This window comes from Marinobacter sp. NP-4(2019) (assembly GCF_003994855.1).
Lineage (GTDB): Bacteria > Pseudomonadota > Gammaproteobacteria > Pseudomonadales > Oleiphilaceae > Marinobacter.
The window spans coordinates 3,249,606-3,270,259 of the sequence record NZ_CP034142.1; the positions used below are offsets into that span (position 1 = coordinate 3,249,606).

The following is a 20,654-nucleotide window of genomic DNA, read 5'->3' on the forward strand; positions in this document are numbered from 1 at the left end:
AGCAACCTACTCCGGCACCAGCCAGTCCAGGGACGCAGTCACCGCCAGGCAATCGTCACCTGAAACACTGGCCAGCATGGCAGCAAGACGTTCGTCAAAGCCCCAGGGTGGATTGACCACCAGCATCCCGGACCCAACCATGCCCCTGTCCGGAGGGCACTTCAGGTGAATTTCGCTACAGAGAACCCGCGACACCGGGCCATCCACTACCGCCTGTTTCAGTGTCTGTTCCAGGCCAGACGTCAATATCGGATACCAGACAAGATAGACGCCGTGACGGCATTTGCGCCAGGCGCTGGCCAGGGTATCCGCCACCGCGCGGTAATCGGATTTGACCTCATAGGAGGGATCAATCAGCACGAACAGGCGCGGCAACCGGGGTGGCAGTTGGCGTAACAGGCCGCGCAGGCCATCCTCGCGAAAGACCCGGACCTTGCCCTGCCCGGCCCAATCTTCCAGGTGCCGCCCCTCGGTCGGGTGAAGCTCGAATGCAGTCAATGAATCCTGGGAGCGCCGGAAGCGCCGGAACCACTCCGGTGAACCGGGATAACGGTCCAGGGTTGGGCGCCCTCTGTTGATATCTGCCAGCGCAGTAATCAACGGCTGCCAATCCTCTGCAAGTGACGATGCCTGCTCACCGGCAAGCTTCCAGAGTTTCTGGACGCCCTGCTCCGCTTCACCTGTTTTCAGTGCACGCTCACTGCGCAGGTCATACAGTGCGCTGCCGGCATGAGTATCAAAACAGGCAATGCCGGATGGCTTGATCTGCAGCATCCGGAGCGCCAGAACCTGGGCCGCGTGTTTCTGGATATCGGCAAAGTTACCGGCGTGAAACCCATGAAGATAGCTGAGCATGAAGCATCCTGTGGCGATCTGTCGTCGTATGTCCGCATTAGGCCCTAAGATCGGAAAGGGAGCAAGCCAACTGGGGCCCTCGCCCCGGCCCTGTTATCATTCCGAACGGACCCCGGTTTCCAGAGGAGACACACTTGTCAACGAAGTCCAGCAATGCTGCGGAACAACTCTACGCCCTGATCGCTAACGAGGAAGACGCCAGGGTCTGCAAGGACATCCCCGATGAAGCCTGCCGCGAAGTTCCCCGCAATTTTTTCCTGATACTGGCCAGTAACGTCCTGACCAAACTCGGCGACTTGCTAATCAGCCCCAAGACTGTCCTGGCCTGGTTGCTCAGCGCGGTAGGCGCCCCTGCCCTGGTGGCCTGGCTGGTGCCGATCCGGGAATCAGGGTCCATGGTGCCGCAGATGGTCATTGCGGCCTGGGTTCGCCGCAAACCCATAAGGAAGTGGTTCTGGACACTGGGCAGCGTTGGTCAGGCAATCAGTGTCGTTGCGATGGCGGCCAGCATCTGGTTCTTCGACGGCTATATCGCCGGCGGTGGAGTCATTGCCGCGCTGGTGTTCTTTTCCCTGGCGCGGGGATTCTGCTCGGTCTCCATGAAGGACGTGCAGGGTAAATGCATCCCCAAGACCCGCCGGGGTCGTTTGTCGGGTCTGGCAACCACCATCGGCGGATCAATCACCGTGGTGCTGACAGTCCTCCTGTTCTGGGATCGCGGTGAACCCGGCCTTACCTTCTATGCCCTGCTCCTGCTACTGGCTGCCACGCTCTGGATGATCGCCGGCTTCCTGTTTGCAAACATACAGGAGCATCACGGTGAAACAGGTGGTGGCGGCAACGCCATGACCGAAGCGGTGAAGAGCCTGTCACTATTACGGGACGACGCGCCTTTTCGTCATTTTGTCATCACCCGTGCACTGCTGCTCTGTTCCGCCCTGGCATCACCGTATTTCGTGGTGCTGGCGCAAAAGCAAGCAGACAATGGCTGGCTTCTGGGGGTATTTCTCCTGGCCAGCAGCCTGGCCAGTTCCGTCAGTGCAAGCGTCTGGGGCTGGATGGCGGATACCTCCAGCCGACGGGTGATGATTCGTGGGGCGGCCATTGCCAGCTCCGCCTGCCTTCTGGTGGGCGCCGTCGCCCTGTTTACCGACGAACAAGCCGGAAGCGTCTGGTTCTACCCCCTTGCGTTTTTTATCCTGAGCATTGCCCATGCCGGCGTCCGCCTGGGTCGGAAGACCTATCTGGTCGATATGGCCGGAGGTAACAAACGTACCGATTATACCGCTGTCAGCAACACCGTTATCGGCTTCCTGCTGTTGGTTACCGGGGGATTCACGGCACTGATCTCGATGATCTCCGATGTGGCGGTTATCCTGACGCTTGGATTAATGGGGATGGCGGGCACCGTCAGCGCACTGCGCCTGAAAGAGGTCACCGACGATTGACCGACAAAACCATGACTTGCGTCACAAAAATCAATGCATTTACATGATCAGATCGTATCATCGAGCCAGCAGCGGTAGGTCTGTACCTTGCGGGGATAAAGACAACATGGATGTGCCGTTTCGTGTAGTAGTTCTGAAGTATATATCCATTGAGGATTGAACATGCGAGACCCAAAAATTCCTTCCAGCCATACCAATCGACTGGTCCACACCGCTTTCGGCTGGTACGCACTGACCCGGGAACAGTCCGATCTGGGCCCATTCCCAAGCAAGCAGGAAGCCTCTGAGGCCTTGAGTCGCCATATCCACGTCTATAAGGGTGTAAACACCCGCAACGACAGTGACGGCAAGCCGCATTCCGGCATTTCACTTCATGACTCCGCACACTGCCACAAAACCAACTGCGCCCTGTGCGCCGAAGCGTATATTCTCCGTCAGGGGATGGTCGCTTCGTGACAACGGATCGACACCGAATTGACGAGGGCGAGCAGGCAATACTTGTCCCTCATCACCGGCGATACAGGGTATTCGTAGCGCTGTTTGCATTCTCCATTGGCCTGACTGCCGCACATTGGGTTAGCAGTCTCTGAATTCTCCCACTCCCCTGCTAGAGCGAGCCCCACCTGCCTGACAACACCACTTGCGGGAACTCACTACTGAACTTCAGGGATCTGAAAACAGAAAAGCCCCGGAAAACTCCGGGGCTTTTCTGTTTCCGAGAGTCGATCAATCCAGCCCTCGAAGATATGCGCCCGAATCCGGGCGTCCTGCTTTACTACAGGATATCTGTCGGGCTGGCACACATTGCGTGAACGTTCAGATCACTAAGTACGTCCGCCAGGGCACCGTTTCGTATCTCGATGCCGTTAAACGTCAGGGACGTCTGGAGAGTCAGGAACGCAACCTCCGTATCTCCCAACTGCCCATTCAGATCAAGCCCCAGAACTGAAAAATCGACATTGGACTCCTGAACCTCACCGTTTAGATAAGTCGCAATCGTGATGCTTTCCAGCAGGTCCACACTAAGCGCGTTCTCAGGATCAGACACCGCAACCCCTACAACGTTGTTAGCCGGATAAATCCTGGAACTATCCACAACCCTGGCCGCAACGTAGCCGGCAACGTTCAATTCCAGCCTAAGAGTTGTTGCATTAGTCAGATCGTCGTCCACCAGGTTTCCGAGGTTGGCAACGCTGCAGATCAGACAGCCACTGGAGGTATCGCTGGCAGAGGACTCAGGCGCCAGCAGCGGCACAAACTGCTCACCGCTCACCGCGCAGGCATATGTTGAATCATCCACCAGGTCACAGGCGTCACCGACGCCATCGCCGTCAGTATCAGCCTGATCGGCATTCGCTGTCTCCGGACAGTTATCCACGTCATTCAGAACGCCATCGCCATCAACATCGGTATCACAGGCATCACCGAAACCATCGCCATCGGTATCCGTCTGATCCGGGTTGAACGTCAATGGGCAGTTATCACCGGTCGCAATGCCATCGCCATCAGGATCGTTGACATCTTCACAGGCATCACCGGTGCCATCACCGTCAGAATCGGCCTGATCCGCATTGGGCTCAAGCGGGCAGTTATCACCACCTTCCGACGAAGAAATGGACGTGAATGTACCATCGCCATTGTCGACCTTATCATCCACACCATCGCCATCGGCATCGGTGTCACACGCATCGCCTGTGCCGTCACCATCACGATCGCCCTGGCCGGGGTTGGAAACCGTCGGACAGTTATCCGCAGAGTTCTCCACAGTGTCACCATCCATGTCAGGATCACATGCATCACCCGTGCCATCATTGTCGATGTCGTTCTGATCCGGGTTGCTCACAGTGGGACAATTATCGAGGGTGTCGTCCACACCATCCCCGTCACCATCGGCATCGGTATCGCACACATCACCGATCCCATCACCGTCCGTATCAGTCTGGCCAGGGTTGCTGGCAAAGGGGCAATTATCCTCAAGATCAACAACACCATCACCATCACCATCCTGTTGAATGACATCACCACCGACATCACCCCCGGAACCATTATCAGATCCGCCATTACTATCCGACTTACAACCAGCCAACGCCAACACCGCCGTGAACAGCAATGCCATATACCAGTTAAATTGATTTATTTTCATTGTGTTACTCCTTTGGCCAACACTTAGCGGGAGAGCACGTTGAATTCAACGCGACGATTCCGCTCTCGTCCTTCTTCTGTGTCGTTGCTGCGAACCGGATCTGATTCACCGTAGCCGGTGGCAATCATCTGATCTGGCGCAACCCCCAGGTCAATCAGGTAGTTTCGAACCGATTCCGCCCGCCTCTGGGAGAGATCACGGTTGTACTCTTCCGAACCGACACTGTCGGTATGGCCGGCCAGTTCCACTTCCAGATCCGGCTGCCCCTTCAGGGCATCGGCGGTACGAACCAGCAGGTCCCGGGCATTGGCGGTCAAACGATCGGAATTGAACTCAAAGGTAACCCCCAGCAGGACCACAGATTGTTCCCGATCGGTATCAACACAGCCCACCGAATTCACTTCCAGCCCTTCCAGAGTGTTCGGGCACTGGTCGACACCGTCAACCACACCATCACCATCGGAATCGGCAAAGTCCTTCTCGACCACCACTTCGCGTTCAACAACCGTTGTCTTCTCGACAATCTGCCTGCGAGTGGCGCCAATCGGGACAGTGAGCCCCAGACTGAACTGGATATCGGACTGGCCATCGTCAAAGGAGTCATAGAAATAACGGGCATCACCGCGGATACGGAGCCCGGATTGTGTCAAGGGAGAAGTCATCAGGCCGAGCCCGACGTTGGCAAAGCCGCCGAACTCGCTTGAGGAATTGTTGGCAACGTCATTTCGGGAAACACCGCCACCAATCAGGCCATAGGGGGTAAATTCCTGGTCACCGAAGAAACGGTAGCTCAGATCTGCACCCAGACCCTGCTGGTAATAGTCAGTGAATCCGGATTCGCCGGTTTCGATGACCCCGGCAAAGCCCTGGGGCTCGAGCCACCAGTGCCTGTCCAGACGAATACCGTAGATCACCCGTACGGCAGAGCCATATTCGTCGGTGCGATCACTATCCGGCTCAATATAGACACCCATGACCGACATCTCGGTGGTGTGCTGAACGCTGTCTGTAGCCTGGGCCACTTCCGACGCCAGCGTCACAAGAATGCTTGCGGCCAGCAACGAAGGTATTTGTATCGGCTTCCTCATTCCAAATGCTCTCCCTTTTTTGTCAGTACGGCAGCCACCGTGTGAGCTGGCTCACACGCTAACTGCCCAGAGTATAGGACAAAATTTGGCAACAATTGGCCCGACTGCCACCTACAAAAGGCCACAAAAGCCATGACACTTTCGGGTGACTACGAAAGAACTGGATGGAAATAAAAAGAATGATCGAGCGTGAGAGAGGTATGACTGACCCCATGCATTTGAAAATTAATGACTTTTTATTAATGTTTCGGGGCGGGATAAGACGGATGTTAACTTCTGGAACACAGTGCGCCAGAAAACTGACCAAATATCAGGTTTTCTAGCGACCACTTTATGGCACAAAATATTCTAAAAAATATGTGATTTTTCTATCCATCATGGGTATAAATCACAGAATTGTTGTTTTTTAGTAACCTATGGCGCTTTTCCGTCATTCAGGGCCAGGGCCCCCTTCACAATCCGGAAAATCAGCCAGATGGAAATCCCCAGCAACACAAACCAGCCAATAATAAGCGGCGTGGTAACGATGCCGATGACCGTCCACAACAACCCGATCCAGAAAGTGCGAATTTGCCAACGAAAATGAGGCTCGATCCAGGTACCTCTGACATCATCCATCTTGACGTAGTTGATAATGACGCCAACCAGTCCGGTGATCCCTCCCAGGAAAAAAGACAGCCCCTGCAGGATATAAACCAACACGGCCAGGTTACGGGCCGGGTCGGACCGACGGGCGACAGGATCTGAATCGGCAGGAATGAATTCGGGGTCGGTCACGGGCAGCTCCAGTCAATTCGATGGCCGAAGTCTACCACATGCCTGCTGGCACGGAAGCCCCGCCGCCTCAGTGATTATCCGGACGATAGCCGACCCGGAAACCACCCCAATGGCGACCATTTACATATACCGGCACCGACAGGTCATGCATGATTTCGCCGGTATCCCGCCGGTACGTCTGTAACAACATATCCTGGGTGTGGTTGCCACATCGTGCCCCGGTGCGGTCATTGAACAGCCGCTTGCTACGGCTTTTCACCAGGTCGACGTCGGGATCCCCCGTCGGGGCATGGGCGAAATCCCGGTTGTGGGTTGGCACGTAGCCATCCGGCGCTGCAGCAATGGCAAACACCACGGCATTATGCGAATCCTTGACGGCCTCCTGAACGGACGGCAGATACTGGTCAGTAAACTGGTCAAATGCACTGGAATACTTCTGTGGCCGGGTGTTGGGAACCGGCTTCCGGGTTTTATCGAACAGCGCTCCCTGGGTGATTTTGCCATCACGAATAGCCTGCTCAAACAGCTGACCGATTCTGTCCGCCCCTTCCCTTGCCTGCTGGTAGAAGAAACGGTGATAGCTGGCATCGCTGTTGAGGGCGAAAGCGGCATTTGCTTTCTCGGCCAGCTCCATCAACGTTGCAGCCTGCTCAGCTAGGGACTTCACACTACCGTCGCTTTCGGAAATCTGGTCACGAACCGTGCCGATAGCCATGAATACCCGCTCAAGGCTCTGCTCGTTATTCTGGTCATTTTCCGCAATGCGGGCCACTTGCTGCTGCAGGTGATCGGACTGATCGCGAATCTGATCCAGCTGCTCACCCACGTTTTCAACTGAGATCAGGCCTTCCTCCACACTTCGGGCCAGGTCCTCAATACGGGTAACAATCAGCGTGGTGTCGTTACGAATATCCTGCAGGGTCTCAGCCACCTCGCCAGTGGCCTGGGCCGTCCGACCGGCCAGTTGCCGCACCTCGTCCGCCACCACGGCAAAACCGCGCCCCTGGTCGCCCGCCCTTGCCGCCTCAATGGCGGCATTCAAGGCCAGCAGATTGGTCTGTTCGGCGATCCCCTGAATGGTGGTTGTGACACCCTGAATCTTGTTGGATTTCTCATTCAGCTCCTGAATCAACCTGAGATTCTCGCCGGACTGCTGATGCACGACCCGCACGCTTTCAATAGCGCCAGTCAAAGCCTGACGGCCCTCGGCACTGATCTGACTTGCCTGTTGAGCCATGGTCGCAGCATCGGTTGCCTGACGGGATGACTCCCGGACGGTTTCAGTGATCTGGCCGGTATAGTCTGCCATTTGGGCGGTTTCTTCCACCTGGCGGTCCAGCCGAAGTTTGAGCTGGTCCGCAGCGTATGACACCTGGGCAGCGGAAATGGCGTTTTTATCGGCACTCCCGGAGAGGGTTTCAACCAGCGCCCGCCCCACCCTGGCATCCGATACCAGACGGCCACACTGATCACTGAGGGGATTCCCCTCAGACAACTGACCAGAGTTAAGTTCTTTCAGCCCCCGCTCAACCGGCTCCAGGACACGCAGGACAAAATAGACGGAAGCGGCCACCAGGCCAACAATGATCCCTATGAGCAGTGAAGGCGCGTCCAGACCGGTCACAGATGCCACCAGTATGCCAGCGCCCCCGATTGCAACCGCCAGGATTGCTCCCATAAAGACCACAGGTCGCGAAAGTAGTGCCATGCCAACCTCGATGATGAGTTGTCTGAATCAGTATTGTTATTGAAGGCCATTCTGAAGCTTACTGAAGTGAGGTGAGTGAAGATCTCATACTTTAGTTGATTTGTTATCGTGTAACGGCAGGGGGAACTGGAACTAAAGCAGCAAAACGAAAGCGGGCCACTCATTATCTGAGCAGCCCGCGTTTGCTGTCTGGCGTGATGGTTAGCCTAGGGGGATATAGACTCAGGCACCAACAACACCACCATCATCCCTGGTCACAATAACCGTTGCATCCCGGGGCCGGGATTCATCGGCATTAGGCCAGTTACCCTGTGGATGCTGGATGTTGACAAACATGGTCTTGCCATCCGGGGTTGTGACAACACCCGTAACCTCACATCCATACGGGCCAACGAAAAACCGGCGAATATCCCGTGTCCGCGGATCGGCGGCCAGCATCATGTTGTTGAGGTACGGCTCACTCCAGCTCCCATCGGTCTGGATCCACAGACGACCGTTGTAATCGAACCAGAGACCATCCGGACTGTTGAACAGGTTGGAATCGTCGAGGGTCACAATGGCTTCGCCGTCCACGACTGTTTCGGTGCCCTGCTCGCCGGCAAACACGAAAATATCCCACTCAAACGCCGTGGCGGCATGGTCATTGCCCGCTTCCATCCAGCGAATGATGTGGCCTGTGCGGTTCTCAACCACCGGATTCGCGGCGTTGACGTCGTCATATCCGTCCTTGCCCCGGTTACTGTTGTTGGTCAGGGTGAAATAGACTTCGCCTGTTCTCGGGTCCACCGCGCCCCACTCCGGACGATCCATTGTGGTTGCACCCGCGATGTCCGCGGCCAGGCGGGTATTGAGCAGAACATCCTGCTGACTGTCGAAGCCATCAAAGGCAATATCCCCGACGTTGGTGCCCACGGCTGCTGCCACCTTCGCGGAGAATTCTTCATCGTCCAGTGAGAGTGGCAACCAATCCCCGGAACCATCTTCGTTGAAGCGCGCCACATACAGCGTGCCTTCGTCCAGCAGGTAACCGCCGGCGGTTGCTGCGTGGTATGGCTGCGCGGAAACAAACTTGTAGATGTATTCGAAACGGGAATCATCACCGGAATAGCAAACCACCGGTTCTCCCTCTTTCGCGGGAGCAAAGATGACGCCTTCATGCCCAAAACGCCCCAGGGCAGTCCGCTTTTGTGGCTTACTCTCCGGCGTGAACGGATCAATCTCCACCATGAAGCCATAGGTATTGGCTTCGTTCCGGTAATCCAGGTCGGCGGATGCCTCCTTTACAGAAACATCAAACCGCAGGTACCGATCCTCTGCACTGTCGGCCAGCTCCCAGTCATAGCGAGAAGCTGAACCCACTCCATGCCGTACCTGCTCGCGGGGCTGGGTGGCGTCGCTGTTGGCGAAGTAGCCGTGCCAGTTCTCTTCAGCCGCCAGGTAGGTTCCCCAGGGAGTGGGGCCCATCGCACAATTGTTAAGTGTGCCCCGGGTTTCAGTGGCCGTTGGACTGTATTTGGTGACCAGCTTTTCATAACCACGCAGTGGCCCGCGGAGATCCATTGGTGTGCCACCGGTGACCCTACGGTTGAACGGACTGCCATGGACCACGTCCCACTCACCATCCGTGGATCGCTTGATATGGATAACGGAGATGCCGTGGGCAGCCACTTCCTTGCGGACCTCATCCGCAGGCCGGGTACCGTCTCCGTTCGTGGTGGCACCGGATGGATGCAGCGCAGACTGGTTGATGTATTCATGGTTCATCACCAGCAGACCTTCCGTAGAGCTGTTGCCGCCAGCTTTCTGGTCGATGGGGAAAAAGTGCATGCCATCGTGGTGCATGCCCACTTGATTTTCCTGGTCAGCCCCGGTGTTGGTTCCATCCGCGCGATAGTCCGGATAATCACCGGTCAAAGGCGTTCCCCAGGGAACAAAAGGCTGTGCGGTATAGCCCTCAGGCACAATTACCTGGTTCGCATCAGAGACGGCAACAGCCTTGAAACCGAGTTCTGTTTCGCTTTGAGCGCCATCAGAACTACCGTTTCCACCATCGACGTTGCCGTTGTCATCACTGTTGTCGTCGGAGCAAGCCACCAGCCCCGCCCCCATAAGACTGGTCAACGCAGCACCCACGGTTCCTTTCATTACGGTACGTCGCTTCAACCGCGACGCCAGAACAGAGGTAAACGGGGTGTTACCCGAGTGATTGACCACGGGCTCGTAATCCGGATCAAGATAATTGGGGTCCAGGTCTTGCTTAGCCATCGGTGCCTCTCTCATCTGGTTATGGGTACATGTTTATGAGAGGACAGTGTCAGGCTATTAAATGACAGACAGCAGTCAAAAAGAAGACAGTACTCTTAACGTTTTTTGACAACCGGCTTCAGACATCCGATCACGAAAAAGCCCGCTCCGTGTGCGCGGAGCGGGCTTTCGGCATTCAGCAATGGCCATTGCTTACTTACTATCGTCAGTGGCTTCCTCGTAGCCCTCTTCCATGGCGTCACCAGCCTCTTCCGCCGCATCGCCCATCTCATCAGCGGCGTTTTCAGCACCCTCCTGCATTTCCTCCATGGCGCTTTCGTCCTGCCCGGTAGCCTCTTCATAGGTTTCTTCCATGGAATCGCCGGCCTCTTCCATCATCTCACCGGCGTTATCCTCAGCCTGCTCGATGTCGGCACCCTCATCTTCCTGACTGCAGGCGGCAAGGCCCAGCGTCATCATCAGAACCAATGCACTCAAAGTTAGCTTGTTCATACCATGTCCTTTCTTTGGCGAATGTAAACAACGAAGGCAAGTGTAGGGCTGCGGATACATGAGAGGCAATTACCGGGGGATTACCCTTCTGTTACCCATAATGGCGGGACAGGGCCCTTATCCGACGAATCAGCCAATGCCGGCGGATATTTCCATGCCATCGACCATCACGACGTGATCAAGCCGAAGCATCTGACCCCGCCCGATCAGCACGAATTCCTGCCCCGCCCTGCTGAACAGATCCCGGATCACATCGTGAATGATCTGGACCTGACCGGCATCGTCCCGATACACAATCTCCAGAATCCGGGAGGAGAACAGGTGTTCCTGCAAAAACTCGTGGATGGACCAATGGACGGGTTGCTGAGGGTTGGAGAGGTTATTCGAGGTCATGGCTGGTTCTTCCCTGTAGGTCGTGACCAATAGGTTCAGTGTGGTTCATAAACCTCCAATCCGCCAGAGCCATCAGAAAGTGCACAGCCGGTGACCCATAATGACCGAAGCCTACTGTTGCATTGCAAGATTGTCCGACATAAAGTTAAGAGACATCCTGATAACTGGAGCCCCACAATGAACACAAAAACCCGCGACAATCTGGATATAACGGAAACCTCCTCCCCGTCCCAGGCAGGCCAGGACTGGAAAGACCCCAAACGTTATCTATGGTTGATGGGACCCGCACTGCCGGGGATCGGACTTGCCGCTCTGGCGGGGTATGCCATTGCACCGAAAAAGCTCCGGGCCCTCGCCTGGACCGGACCGGCACTGGTACATGGCATCATTCCCGGGCTGGACCGGGCCATTGGAGAAGACCAAAGCAATCCTCCCGAATCGGCAGTCAAGACCCTGGAGCAGGACAAATACTACGACCGGATCGTCAAGGCGTTTATCCCCACCCAGTATGCCATGACGTTCATGGGGGCCTGGCTGGCAAGTCGTAAGAAAACACCCCTGGCAGACCGCATCGGACTGACCCTGACAGTGGGCGCCATTAACGGCGTCGGTATCAACACGGCTCACGAACTGGGCCACAAGTCCAACAAGCTGAATAAGCTGATGGCCATGGCGGCCCTCGCCCCAACGGGTTACACCCACTTTGTGGTGGAGCACAACTTTGGTCACCACAAACGGGTGGCAACCCCCGAGGACCCGGCCAGCAGTCGCATGGGGGAAAGCTTCTGGAAGTTCCTGCCACGAACGGTGGTGGGCGGCATCAAGTCAGCCGTAAAGATCGAGAAAGCACGACTGGCCCGCAAGGGCAAGGGATTCTGGAGTCTGGACAACGAGTTGCTACAGGGCTGGGCGATGAGCGCCGGGTTCTTTGGCGCCACCACCCTGGTGTGCGGGCCCCGCGCCATTCCGTTCCTGGCGGCACAGGCGGCCTACGGTGCCAGTTTGCTGGAGACAGTAAACTATGTGGAGCACTATGGCCTGATGCGTCAAAAGGATGCCAAGGGCAAGTACGAGCGTACCAAGCCGTCCCATAGCTGGAACAGCAATCACATTGTGACCAATCTGTTCCTGTATCAGCTGCAGCGCCACTCCGACCACCACGCGCATCCGACCCGCAGCTTCCAGGCTCTGCGTCACTTCGAGGACGCGCCGCAATTGCCGGGTGGTTATGCGTCGATGCTGTTGCCTGCCTATTTGCCGTCCTGGTGGTACGAGATGATGGATAAGCGGGTGATCGACCATTACGAGGGGGATCTGGAAAAGATCAACTGGGACCCTGACCGCAAAGCGGAGCTGATGGCCAAGTACGCGGACTATGCCGCCGCAGTGGCTGCCGAGGCCAAGGCACGCAAAGAGGCTCCCGCTTCGGAGGACGCCGCCTAGAATTCCAACCCTGGTGCATGCGGCCATCAGGGAACGTCTTTCCGAAACACGCCCGCAAGTACGTCCATGTAGGGCTCGGCTGTGGCCATCCCCGGCCACAGACGGTTTCGGAAAGACGTTCCCTGCTGACCGCTCCGGCCTGGGTGCTGGCCCGCCGTCCGCTCAGAGTCCGGGGTTACCTTCCTTTAAAAACCGCGTCCCTTCTTTCAAGAAACGACTGAATGCCCTCTTTTACATCCTCGCTGGCCATGATCGGCCGCAAATCCGGGAACAACCGCTGCTTCGCGGCTTCCTGCCCTTCGCTGACAGCAATTTTTGATGATTTGAGACTGCCCTGTACTCCCAGCGGCGCTGCCCTGGCAATTTTCTCAGCAATGTCCATGGCGACGTTGAACTGCTCACCCGGCTCCACCAGTTCCTGAATCAGCCCCCACTGGAAAGCCTGCTCGGCGGTCCATTCGTCACCGGTGAGCAGGTAACGCTGGGCATTGCCCCAGCCGATTTCACGTTGCAGACGAATGGTCGCACCACCACAGGCAAAGATGCCGCGTTTGACTTCCAACTGTGCGAAGCGGGTGCCTTTGGCCGCAACGCGAACGTCTGTATTGAGCATCATTTCGACGCCGCAGGTAAAACAGATGCCCTGGGCGGCGAAAACAACCGGTTTGGTGAGGCCTTCACCGGTAACGTGGAAGGGGTCGAGCTCGCCTTCCCCCGGTTCAATGCCTGTGCCATTGGCGAACACCTCGGCCCAGTCATCCAGTTGCAGACCGCTAGTGAAGTGGTCGCCTTCGGCGTACATCAGACCGACTCTCAGGTCAGGATCGTTCTCCAGTTGATGATAGGCCGCTGCGATTTCGTGGTACATCGCCCGGTTCATGGCGTTCATTTTGTCCGGGCGGTTCAGCCCGATCAGAAGGATGTGGCTTTTCTCTTCTACGTTAACCAGAGCCATTTCCAACACCCTCAAAGTTCGTTTGTGGTATTCCGCAGGCCGCACCCATGTTTGGGCGCAAGCGGCTGGTACGACCTCCCGGGACCGTCTGTGGCCATGGATGGCCACAGCCGAGCCTGCATGGATGTACTCGTGGCGTGTCCCGGGAGGCCGTACCAGCCGATTGTGCCTACTCCCTGACTAGAACCATTCGGATTTCATGTTCAGACAAGTATCGTCCTGATTCCTCAGCAGGACCAGGTCCTGTGCCACGGTTGGCAGTTCCCAGTGAAAAAAGTACTGGGCGGCCTGGAGCTTGCCCTGGTAGAAATTGCGCTCGTCATCACTGTTGGCGGACGCCAGGGCATTGGCGGCGGCGTTGGCCTGGCGGAGCCACATCCAGGCGACGATGATGTGACCGAACAGGTGCAGGTAGCAGGCGGCATTGGCCAGGGGTTTGTCCACATCGCCTACCATCAGGGATTTGCCCAGGTCCTGGGTGACTTTGACCGCCTGCTGCAGGGTTTCGCTCAGGGACAGCGCCCATTGCTGGCAACGGTCGGTGGTTGCAGCTTCCAGGTCCACCTGCATTTCCTGCATCAGCAGTTGCAGGCCATGGCTCTGGTCCTGCCAGATCTTGCGCCCCAGCAGATCCAGGGCCTGGATGCCGTTGGTACCCTCGTGGATCGGGTTGAGGCGGTTATCACGCCAGCACTGCTCCACCGGGTATTCCCGGGTGTAACCGGCACCGCCGTAGACCTGGATCGCCAGGTCGTTGGCCTTGGGACCGTATTCGGATGGCCAGGCCTTGATCACCGGGGTAAGCAGGTCCAGCAGCTTGCCGGCTTCCAGGCGCTTCTGTTCGTCCGGGTGGGTATGCTGGTCGTCCATCAGCCGGGCCCCGTACAGGCACAAGGCCAGGCCACCCTCGCTGTAGGCTTTTTGGGCCAGCAGCATACGCCGTACATCCGCATGATCAATGATCGGCACCTGTGGCGATTCCGGGCTCTTCTCGCTGGCCTTGCGGCCCTGCAGTCGGTCTTTGGCGTATTCCAGGCTATGCATGTAACCGCGATAACCGACTACCGCAGCACCAAAGCCGACGCCGACCCGGGCTTCGTTCATCATCTGGAACATGTACTTCAGCCCCTGGTGAGGTTCGCCAACCAGGTAACCGTGACAGGGCGCATCATCACCGAAACTCAATGCAGTGGATGTGGTACCCCGGTAGCCGAGCTTGTGGATCAGGCCGGCAAGACTGACGCCGTTACGCTCGGTGGGATTGCCCTCTTCATCTACCAGGAATTTGGGCACTATAAACAGGGAGATGCCTTTCACACCTGCCGGGGCGCCTTTGATTTTCGCCAGTACCATGTGAACGATGTTCTCGGTGATGGACTGTTCGCCACCGGAAATGAAAATTTTGGCGCCTTTGATCAGATAGTGGCCGTCATCGGTGGGCGAGGCCGAGGTACGGATATCCGCCAGGGATGAGCCGGCATGGGGTTCGGTGAGGGCCATAGTGCCGGTAAAGCGACCGCTGAGCATGTGGGGCAAGAAGTTAGCTTTCTGCTGCTCGTTGCCGAACACACGGATCAGGTTGGCGGCGGCGGTGGTCAGGAACGGGTAGCCAGCGGTGCCCGGGTTAGCGGCGGTGAAGAAGCCGTTGCAGGCGGCCATGACCGATTCCGGCAGTTGCATGCCACCCAGGTCGTAATCGTAGCGGCCGGCGATAAAGCCGGCTTCCGCGTAGGCGTCGAAGGCTTCTTTGACCTGGGGGAGCATCTCGACCTGGCCGTTGACGAATCTGGGCTCGTCTTTGTCGGCCGCGCTGTTGTGGGTGGCAAATTTTTCCCGGGCCATTTTGTCGGCGGTTTCGATGACGGCATCAAAGGTGTCGCGGCTGTGTTCGCTGAAGCGCTCGCGGGTGGTGAGGCTGTCGGTATCGAGGACTTCATAAAGCTGGAACGACAGGTCGCGGCGGTCGATCAGGGTGTCAGTCATTCTTGGTCTCCTGTTTGTTGCTGACAGCCTCTCACACCTCTGTTTTTCTGGGAACCGGCATTTATGACATAATCTTGGTGAATATCGCCATTCCGGATTGCCTTTCCTTATCTGCGACTGGCGCTTGCCTCCCGGGCACCAGTGGGGAATACCCCTCCCGGGACACGCTGTGAATACCTCCCTGTAAGCTTGAGTGCAGCATCCCTGCTGCACACAGTCCCGGGAGGGGTATTCCCCACTGGCACCCTGCTTCCGGAGTTTGCATGCAGACTGTCTCGGTCATAGGTTTTGATGGCGCTTTGGCCAGTGCCATTACCGGCGTTATTGATCTGTTTCGGCTTGCCGGCGTGACCTGGGCACGGATAAACGGAGAGCCGCCCGAACCGCAATTTACTACCCGTTTGCTAACGAAGGACGGGGTGCCCTGCCGTTGTATAAACGGCCTGACGATTCTTCCGGATGGGGCATGGAACGACAGGCCGTCTTCTGAGGACGACACCAATCTGGTCATCATTCCAACCATTGGTGGGCCGATTGAGCGGGTGTTGGCAGAGAACCCGGAGCTGATTAAAAGGCTTGCCGGTTTTCAGTCGTCAGACTCGGGGCAGGTGCGGGTAGCCAGCAACTGCACGGGCGCTTTCATGCTGGCGGAGGCCGGTCTGTTGGATGGACGGCAGGCGACGACTCACTGGGGGTTCAGCAATCAGTTTCGTCAGCGATACCCTGCGGTGGATCTGCACCAGGACAAACTGGTGACGGTGGACGGTCATATTGCCTGTGCCGGGGGTGGTATGGCCTGGTGGGACCTGGGGATTTACCTGGTGGAGCGATACGCCGGAGCGCGGGTGGCGCGTGAGCTGGCGAAGGCGTTTGTGATCGATGCCGGGCGGACCAGTCAGGCACCTTATGGTGCTCTGCAGGCCCGGCGGTACCATTCGGATGCGGCCATCCTGAAACTGCAGGACTGGCTGGATGAGCATTATGATCAGCCGGTAACCCTGCAATTCCTTGCCGCACAATGCGGTTTGACGGAACGTTCTCTGATTCGACGGTTCAGGGCAGCGACTGGCGACACCCCTGTCGGCTACCTTCAGATTCTCAGGATTGAGGCGGCACGACAACGTCTGGAAAGTTCCCGAATATCGGTGGAAGAGGTGACCCGCCAGGTAGGCTACGAGGACCTCAGTTCGTTCAGTCGACTATTTCGTAAACACACGGGGTTGTCGCCGGGTGCCTATCGTTCCCGATTCTCCCGATAATCCGCCGGAAACGCCCGGCTGGCCCGGGTTATGCATCGATATTGGATGTGAGCCATTACGTGCCACGGAACGTAAAGAACATTGACAGGTGTAAAAATGGGGAGGTTCGCCATGAACGCACCGATCAGACAAAACCAGGCAGACATTCTGAGCAAGCTTTATGACATGAAACAAAAGCAGATCGCTCAGGCCTCTCAGCAGGGAAACAGCTTGCGTTGTCAGGTACTTGAAGCGGAAGCGGAAGCCATCTTCAATGCCCTGAAATCCATCCGGTAACGGGACAATTCCGCAGACATCAGGAGCTGTATTTTTTCAGGCGTCGGCTCCATCGTTGCTTCGCATAACGGCGAAGGTTGGACACATTATCGGTTTCGTCCACGATCTCGGTGCCCAAAAGTGTCTCCAATATGTCCTCCAGCGTCACTATTCCAAGCCAGGTCCCCAGTTCGTCATAGACCACCGCCAGGTGCTGCCGCTCTCGCAACATATCTGAAAACACCAGTTCGATATTGGTGTTGCCCTTCACCCTCTTGACCGCTCTCATGCTCTTCTGGAGGTCTGCATCATCAGGCAGGGTGATCAGATCCGAGCGGTGCATGTAGCCCAGTGCCTCACCATCCTCGTCGATCACCGGATAGCGGGAAAAGGGCCCCGCCTTCACTTTTTCCCGGAACTGCCCAATGGTGGTGTCCGGCGAGATGAATTTGCACACCGTGCGCGGGGTCATCACGGAGCTGACCTTGATCTCATGGAAGCGCAGCACATTCTGGATCATCCGCCGCTCATCTTCGTCCAGCGCCTGCTGATCCTTACCGATTTCCACCAGGGCGCTGATTTCGGCCCGGACATCTGTCTCGGGTTCACCAGGCGCAATACGACGGGTGACCTGCTTTGACAGCCATATAAACGGCAGAAGCGCCTTGATCATGAAGCCCAGTATGGCGGGAAGGTGCGGCGCAATACCGCGCCAGTATTTTGCACCGATTGTCTTGGGGATGATTTCCGACAGGATCAGGATGGCCAGGGTCATCGCGGCAGAAGCCACACCAAGCCAGGCCTCGCCGAAGACGACGGTAACCTGGGCGCCCACCCCGGTAGCACCCACCGTATGAGCTACGGTGTTAAGGGTCAGTATTGCAGAGAGCGGGTCATCCACGTCATCCTTCAGTTTTCTCAGTCTTGCAAACAAATCGACGTTATTGCTCTTGAGAGAGGCAATGTAGCTCGGCGTAACGGAGAGCAACGCCGCTTCGAGGATGGAACACAAAAAAGAAAAACCAATAGACAGAACTGCAAAAGCAATCAGGAGCGTCATAAAGACCTTGTGACTTGTGAGATAAACAAATTTTACTCAACGGGCAAGGACTTAACCAGATTTTCTCTGTGCGACGGCAAGCGTAGCCCGTCGCACAGCATCATCAGAATCAGATGCCCGCAGCCACTTCGGTCCCCTGACGGATAGCCCGCTTTGCGTCCAGCTCTTCAGCAACGTCGGCACCGCCTATCAAATGGGCTTTCACACCAGCGCCAACCAATTGATCAAATAGTTCACGATAGGATTCCTGACCTGCGCAAATGATCACATTATCGACATTCAGCACTTTGCTTTCCGTCACCCTGCCCTCTTTGTCCCGGATGGTGATGTGCAAGCCTTCATCGTCTATGCGGTCATAGCTGCAACCCCGCATCATTTCCACGCCACGGTGCTTGAGGCTGCTGCGGTGTACCCAGCCCGAGGTTTTACCCAGGCCACCACCAACCTTGCCGGTTTTGCGCTGCATCAGGTAGATCTTGCGTGGCGACGGCGTGGACTTACGCTGCGCCAACCCACCAGGTCCGTCAAATGCGGGGTTCACCCCCCACTCCGCCTGCCAGTCACTCACGCTGATCTGCTCGCCTTCCGGGTGATGACTGAAATCGTGGGTCAGGAATTCGCTGACGTCGAAGCCGATACCGCCGGCACCGATCACCGCAACGCTCTGACCAACCGGTTTATTGTGACGCAGGACATCGAGGTAGCCCAGCACCCTGGGATGGTCGATACCGTCTATTTGCGGTGTCCGCGGCTTGACACCGGTGGCGATGATGACATCGTCAAACCCCTGTTCGGCCAGCTCTGCAGCCTCGACACGGGAGTTGAGCTTCAGGTCGATCTCCAGCAGTTCAATCTGACGCTGGAAATAGCGCAGGGTTTCATAAAACTCCTCCTTGCCGGGGATGCGCTTGGCGTAATTGAACTGACCGCCGATCTTGTCGTCGGCTTCGAACAGCGTGACCTTGTGGCCCCGCTTGGCGGCAGTGGTCGCAGCCGCCAGCCCCGCCGGACCGGCACCCACCACCGCGACACGGCGGACCACCGGTGCGACCGTCAACACCAGTTCGGTTTCGTGACAGGCCCTGGGGTTTACCAGGCAGGAAGCACGCTTGGCCTTGAAGACATGGTCAAGGCAGGCCTGGTTACAGGCGATACAGGTGTTGATCTCGTCGGCACGGCCCTGTTCAGCCTTGCGTACGAACTCGCTGTCCGCCAGCAACGGCCTGGCCATGGAGACCATATCCGCCTTGCCGGCGGCAAGAATTTCTTCCCCTTTCTCCGGGGTATTGATGCGGTTGGTAGTACAGACCGGAATATCCACTTCACCGTAGAACTTGGCCGTTACATCGGCGAAGCCGCCACGGGGTACGGAGGTCACAATGGTCGGCACCCGGGCCTCATGCCAACCAATACCGGTGTTGATAATGGTGGCACCGGCTTTCTCGATAGCCTTGCCCAGAGTCACAACCTGGTCCCAGGTTTGCCCACCTTCCACCAGGTCCAGCATGGACAGTCGGTAAATAATGATGAATTCGCGGCCAACCGCCTCACGCATCCGGCGCACAATCTCCACCGGCAAACGCATACGGTTCTCATAAGGGCCGCCCCACTTGTCGGTGCGCTTATTGGTACGCTCGCACAGAAACTGGTTGATGAAATACCCTTCCGAACCCATCACTTCAACGCCGTCATAGCCGGCCAGTTTCGCCAGTTTCGCGGCATTGACGAAATCGTTAATCTGCCGCTCGACACCTTTGGTGGACAAGGCGCGGGCCTTGAACAGGCTGATTGGCGCCTTGGTGGCGGATGCGGAGACGATCAGTGGCTGATAGCCATAGCGACCGGCGTGCAGCAACTGCAGGCAGATCTTGCCGCCCGCTTCATGGACAGCGCCGGTAACGTGCCGGTGCAACAACGCGGTGGCACGGTTGTTCATGGTTGAAGACAAAGGCGCCAGCTGGCCAGCCAGGTTCGGCGAATACCCCCCGGTGACCATCAGTCCTACGCCCCCTTCAGCCCGCTCGGCAAAATAGCGGGCGAACTTGTGGATGTTCCAGAACCGGTCTTCCAGGCCGGTGTGCATGGAACCCATCAATACCCGGTTCTTGAGCTCGGTAAAACCGAGGTCGAGGGGCTTGAGAAGGGTCGGATAGGGTGCGGTCATAGTGATTCTCTTGGGTACACAATGAAAAATGTCATGGTAGCACAGGCACCTAAGACCAACGTATGACTCAAAACCCGCGATTCAGCCTCACCCCGGTCAAGCGCGGAAAGTAATCCTGTACGACGTTATCGGATTGATTAATCACAAGCCGACTTGACCTGAGAGACCTGCCACGTATCATCGGCATTCGTATCTGACTAACGGAGCACTTATGACCGCAAGGTCCAACGTGTTAAACCAACCTGGGTTCCGCCCGGTCACTGCCGATGCGCAGAGACACCGGGGCAGGTTGCCGTACTTTCCGGACCCACCCCATCTGATCTGATTTTCCCGCTACCTTCCGTCAACGTCGGCGGCTTGCACCGG

General features: G+C 57.0%; 17 protein-coding genes. 5 read left to right on the forward strand and 12 right to left on the reverse strand.

What is annotated here, in order from left to right; all coding sequences use genetic code 11:
* Positions 1-6 precede the first annotated feature (6 nt).
* The gene (locus tag EHN06_RS14735) at positions 7-855 is read right to left on the reverse strand and encodes a 23S rRNA (adenine(2030)-N(6))-methyltransferase RlmJ (protein WP_127333294.1); all 849 of its coding nucleotides are present in this window, start codon (positions 853-855) and stop codon (positions 7-9) included.
* Between the two features lie 134 nt (positions 856-989).
* Between EHN06_RS14735 and EHN06_RS14740 the strand changes: the two genes are divergently transcribed.
* Positions 990-2,303, forward strand: a complete 1,314-nt coding sequence (locus EHN06_RS14740; protein WP_127333295.1) for an MFS transporter — start codon at positions 990-992, stop codon at positions 2,301-2,303.
* A gap of 162 nt (positions 2,304-2,465) precedes the next feature.
* A complete protein-coding gene (locus EHN06_RS14745) occupies positions 2,466-2,759 on the forward strand; it encodes a DUF6316 family protein (RefSeq protein ID WP_127333296.1) in 294 nt (97 codons plus the stop codon).
* A gap of 319 nt (positions 2,760-3,078) precedes the next feature.
* Here the strand turns inward: EHN06_RS14745 and EHN06_RS21790 are convergent, their stop codons facing one another.
* The 7 genes from EHN06_RS21790 to EHN06_RS14780 all read right to left on the reverse strand — a co-directional run bounded on the left by EHN06_RS21790 (position 3,079) and on the right by EHN06_RS14780 (position 11,169).
* Positions 3,079-4,446: a thrombospondin type 3 repeat-containing protein gene (locus EHN06_RS21790; RefSeq protein ID WP_127333297.1), complete on the reverse strand. Its 1,368-nt coding sequence runs from the start codon at positions 4,444-4,446 to the stop codon at positions 3,079-3,081.
* 23 nt (positions 4,447-4,469) lie between these two features.
* The gene (locus EHN06_RS14755; RefSeq protein ID WP_127333298.1) at positions 4,470-5,534 is read right to left on the reverse strand and encodes an OmpA family protein; all 1,065 of its coding nucleotides are present in this window, start codon (positions 5,532-5,534) and stop codon (positions 4,470-4,472) included.
* 414 nt (positions 5,535-5,948) lie between these two features.
* Positions 5,949-6,311, reverse strand: coding sequence for a DUF4870 family protein (locus EHN06_RS14760; RefSeq protein ID WP_127333299.1), 363 nt, complete (start codon positions 6,309-6,311; stop codon positions 5,949-5,951).
* A 67-nt stretch (positions 6,312-6,378) separates the two neighbouring features.
* Positions 6,379-8,019, reverse strand: a complete 1,641-nt coding sequence (locus EHN06_RS14765; RefSeq protein WP_127333300.1) for a methyl-accepting chemotaxis protein — start codon at positions 8,017-8,019, stop codon at positions 6,379-6,381.
* Between the two features lie 222 nt (positions 8,020-8,241).
* The gene (locus tag EHN06_RS14770; protein ID WP_127333301.1) at positions 8,242-10,284 is read right to left on the reverse strand and encodes a PhoX family protein; all 2,043 of its coding nucleotides are present in this window, start codon (positions 10,282-10,284) and stop codon (positions 8,242-8,244) included.
* A gap of 192 nt (positions 10,285-10,476) precedes the next feature.
* Positions 10,477-10,776: a hypothetical protein gene (locus EHN06_RS14775; RefSeq protein WP_127333302.1), complete on the reverse strand. Its 300-nt coding sequence runs from the start codon at positions 10,774-10,776 to the stop codon at positions 10,477-10,479.
* 129 nt (positions 10,777-10,905) lie between these two features.
* The gene (locus EHN06_RS14780; protein ID WP_127333303.1) at positions 10,906-11,169 is read right to left on the reverse strand and encodes a hypothetical protein; all 264 of its coding nucleotides are present in this window, start codon (positions 11,167-11,169) and stop codon (positions 10,906-10,908) included.
* 177 nt (positions 11,170-11,346) lie between these two features.
* On the opposite strand from EHN06_RS14780, the gene EHN06_RS14785 reads away from it, so the two are divergent.
* Positions 11,347-12,612 (forward strand): alkane 1-monooxygenase, encoded by a 1,266-nt coding sequence (locus EHN06_RS14785; RefSeq protein WP_127333304.1) that lies wholly within the window; start codon positions 11,347-11,349, stop codon positions 12,610-12,612.
* Between the two features lie 175 nt (positions 12,613-12,787).
* On the opposite strand, the gene EHN06_RS14790 is transcribed toward EHN06_RS14785, so the two are convergent.
* Positions 12,788-13,567 carry a crotonase/enoyl-CoA hydratase family protein gene (locus tag EHN06_RS14790; protein ID WP_127333305.1) on the reverse strand — a complete coding sequence of 260 codons (780 nt, stop codon included), beginning with the start codon at positions 13,565-13,567 and terminating at the stop codon, positions 12,788-12,790.
* Positions 13,568-13,747: 180 nt separating this feature from the next.
* Positions 13,748-15,550, reverse strand: coding sequence for an acyl-CoA dehydrogenase (locus EHN06_RS14795; protein ID WP_127333306.1), 1,803 nt, complete (start codon positions 15,548-15,550; stop codon positions 13,748-13,750).
* 263 nt (positions 15,551-15,813) lie between these two features.
* Between EHN06_RS14795 and EHN06_RS14800 the strand changes: the two genes are divergently transcribed.
* Together EHN06_RS14800 and EHN06_RS21185 are read left to right on the forward strand one after the other, a co-directional pair.
* Positions 15,814-16,809: a GlxA family transcriptional regulator gene (locus EHN06_RS14800; protein WP_127333307.1), complete on the forward strand. Its 996-nt coding sequence runs from the start codon at positions 15,814-15,816 to the stop codon at positions 16,807-16,809.
* A gap of 111 nt (positions 16,810-16,920) precedes the next feature.
* A complete protein-coding gene (locus EHN06_RS21185; RefSeq protein ID WP_164735616.1) occupies positions 16,921-17,085 on the forward strand; it encodes a hypothetical protein in 165 nt (54 codons plus the stop codon).
* Positions 17,086-17,104: 19 nt separating this feature from the next.
* Here the strand turns inward: EHN06_RS21185 and EHN06_RS14805 are convergent, their stop codons facing one another.
* The gene (locus EHN06_RS14805) at positions 17,105-18,124 is read right to left on the reverse strand and encodes a CNNM domain-containing protein (protein ID WP_127333308.1); all 1,020 of its coding nucleotides are present in this window, start codon (positions 18,122-18,124) and stop codon (positions 17,105-17,107) included.
* Between the two features lie 109 nt (positions 18,125-18,233).
* Positions 18,234-20,288 carry an NADPH-dependent 2,4-dienoyl-CoA reductase gene (locus EHN06_RS14810; RefSeq protein ID WP_127333309.1) on the reverse strand — a complete coding sequence of 685 codons (2,055 nt, stop codon included), beginning with the start codon at positions 20,286-20,288 and terminating at the stop codon, positions 18,234-18,236.
* Positions 20,289-20,654: the final 366 nt, after the last annotated feature.

Coding starts and splice junctions, on each gene's coding strand:
- EHN06_RS14800 (WP_127333307.1), top strand. CDS start 15,814: ATGCAGACTGTCTCGGTCATAGGTTTTGATGGCGCTTTGGCCAGTGCC.
- EHN06_RS14780 (WP_127333303.1), bottom strand. CDS start 11,169: ATGACCTCGAATAACCTCTCCAACCCTCAGCAACCCGTCCATTGGTCC.
- EHN06_RS14790 (WP_127333305.1), bottom strand. CDS start 13,567: ATGGCTCTGGTTAACGTAGAAGAGAAAAGCCACATCCTTCTGATCGGG.
- EHN06_RS14765 (WP_127333300.1), bottom strand. CDS start 8,019: ATGGCACTACTTTCGCGACCTGTGGTCTTTATGGGAGCAATCCTGGCG.
- EHN06_RS14805 (WP_127333308.1), bottom strand. CDS start 18,124: ATGACGCTCCTGATTGCTTTTGCAGTTCTGTCTATTGGTTTTTCTTTT.
- EHN06_RS14755 (WP_127333298.1), bottom strand. CDS start 5,534: ATGAGGAAGCCGATACAAATACCTTCGTTGCTGGCCGCAAGCATTCTT.
- EHN06_RS14795 (WP_127333306.1), bottom strand. CDS start 15,550: ATGACTGACACCCTGATCGACCGCCGCGACCTGTCGTTCCAGCTTTAT.
- EHN06_RS14810 (WP_127333309.1), bottom strand. CDS start 20,288: ATGACCGCACCCTATCCGACCCTTCTCAAGCCCCTCGACCTCGGTTTT.
- EHN06_RS14775 (WP_127333302.1), bottom strand. CDS start 10,776: ATGAACAAGCTAACTTTGAGTGCATTGGTTCTGATGATGACGCTGGGC.
- EHN06_RS14735 (WP_127333294.1), bottom strand. CDS start 855: ATGCTCAGCTATCTTCATGGGTTTCACGCCGGTAACTTTGCCGATATC.
- EHN06_RS21790 (WP_127333297.1), bottom strand. CDS start 4,446: ATGAAAATAAATCAATTTAACTGGTATATGGCATTGCTGTTCACGGCG.
- EHN06_RS14770 (WP_127333301.1), bottom strand. CDS start 10,284: ATGGCTAAGCAAGACCTGGACCCCAATTATCTTGATCCGGATTACGAG.
- EHN06_RS21185 (WP_164735616.1), top strand. CDS start 16,921: ATGAACGCACCGATCAGACAAAACCAGGCAGACATTCTGAGCAAGCTT.
- EHN06_RS14785 (WP_127333304.1), top strand. CDS start 11,347: ATGAACACAAAAACCCGCGACAATCTGGATATAACGGAAACCTCCTCC.
- EHN06_RS14745 (WP_127333296.1), top strand. CDS start 2,466: ATGCGAGACCCAAAAATTCCTTCCAGCCATACCAATCGACTGGTCCAC.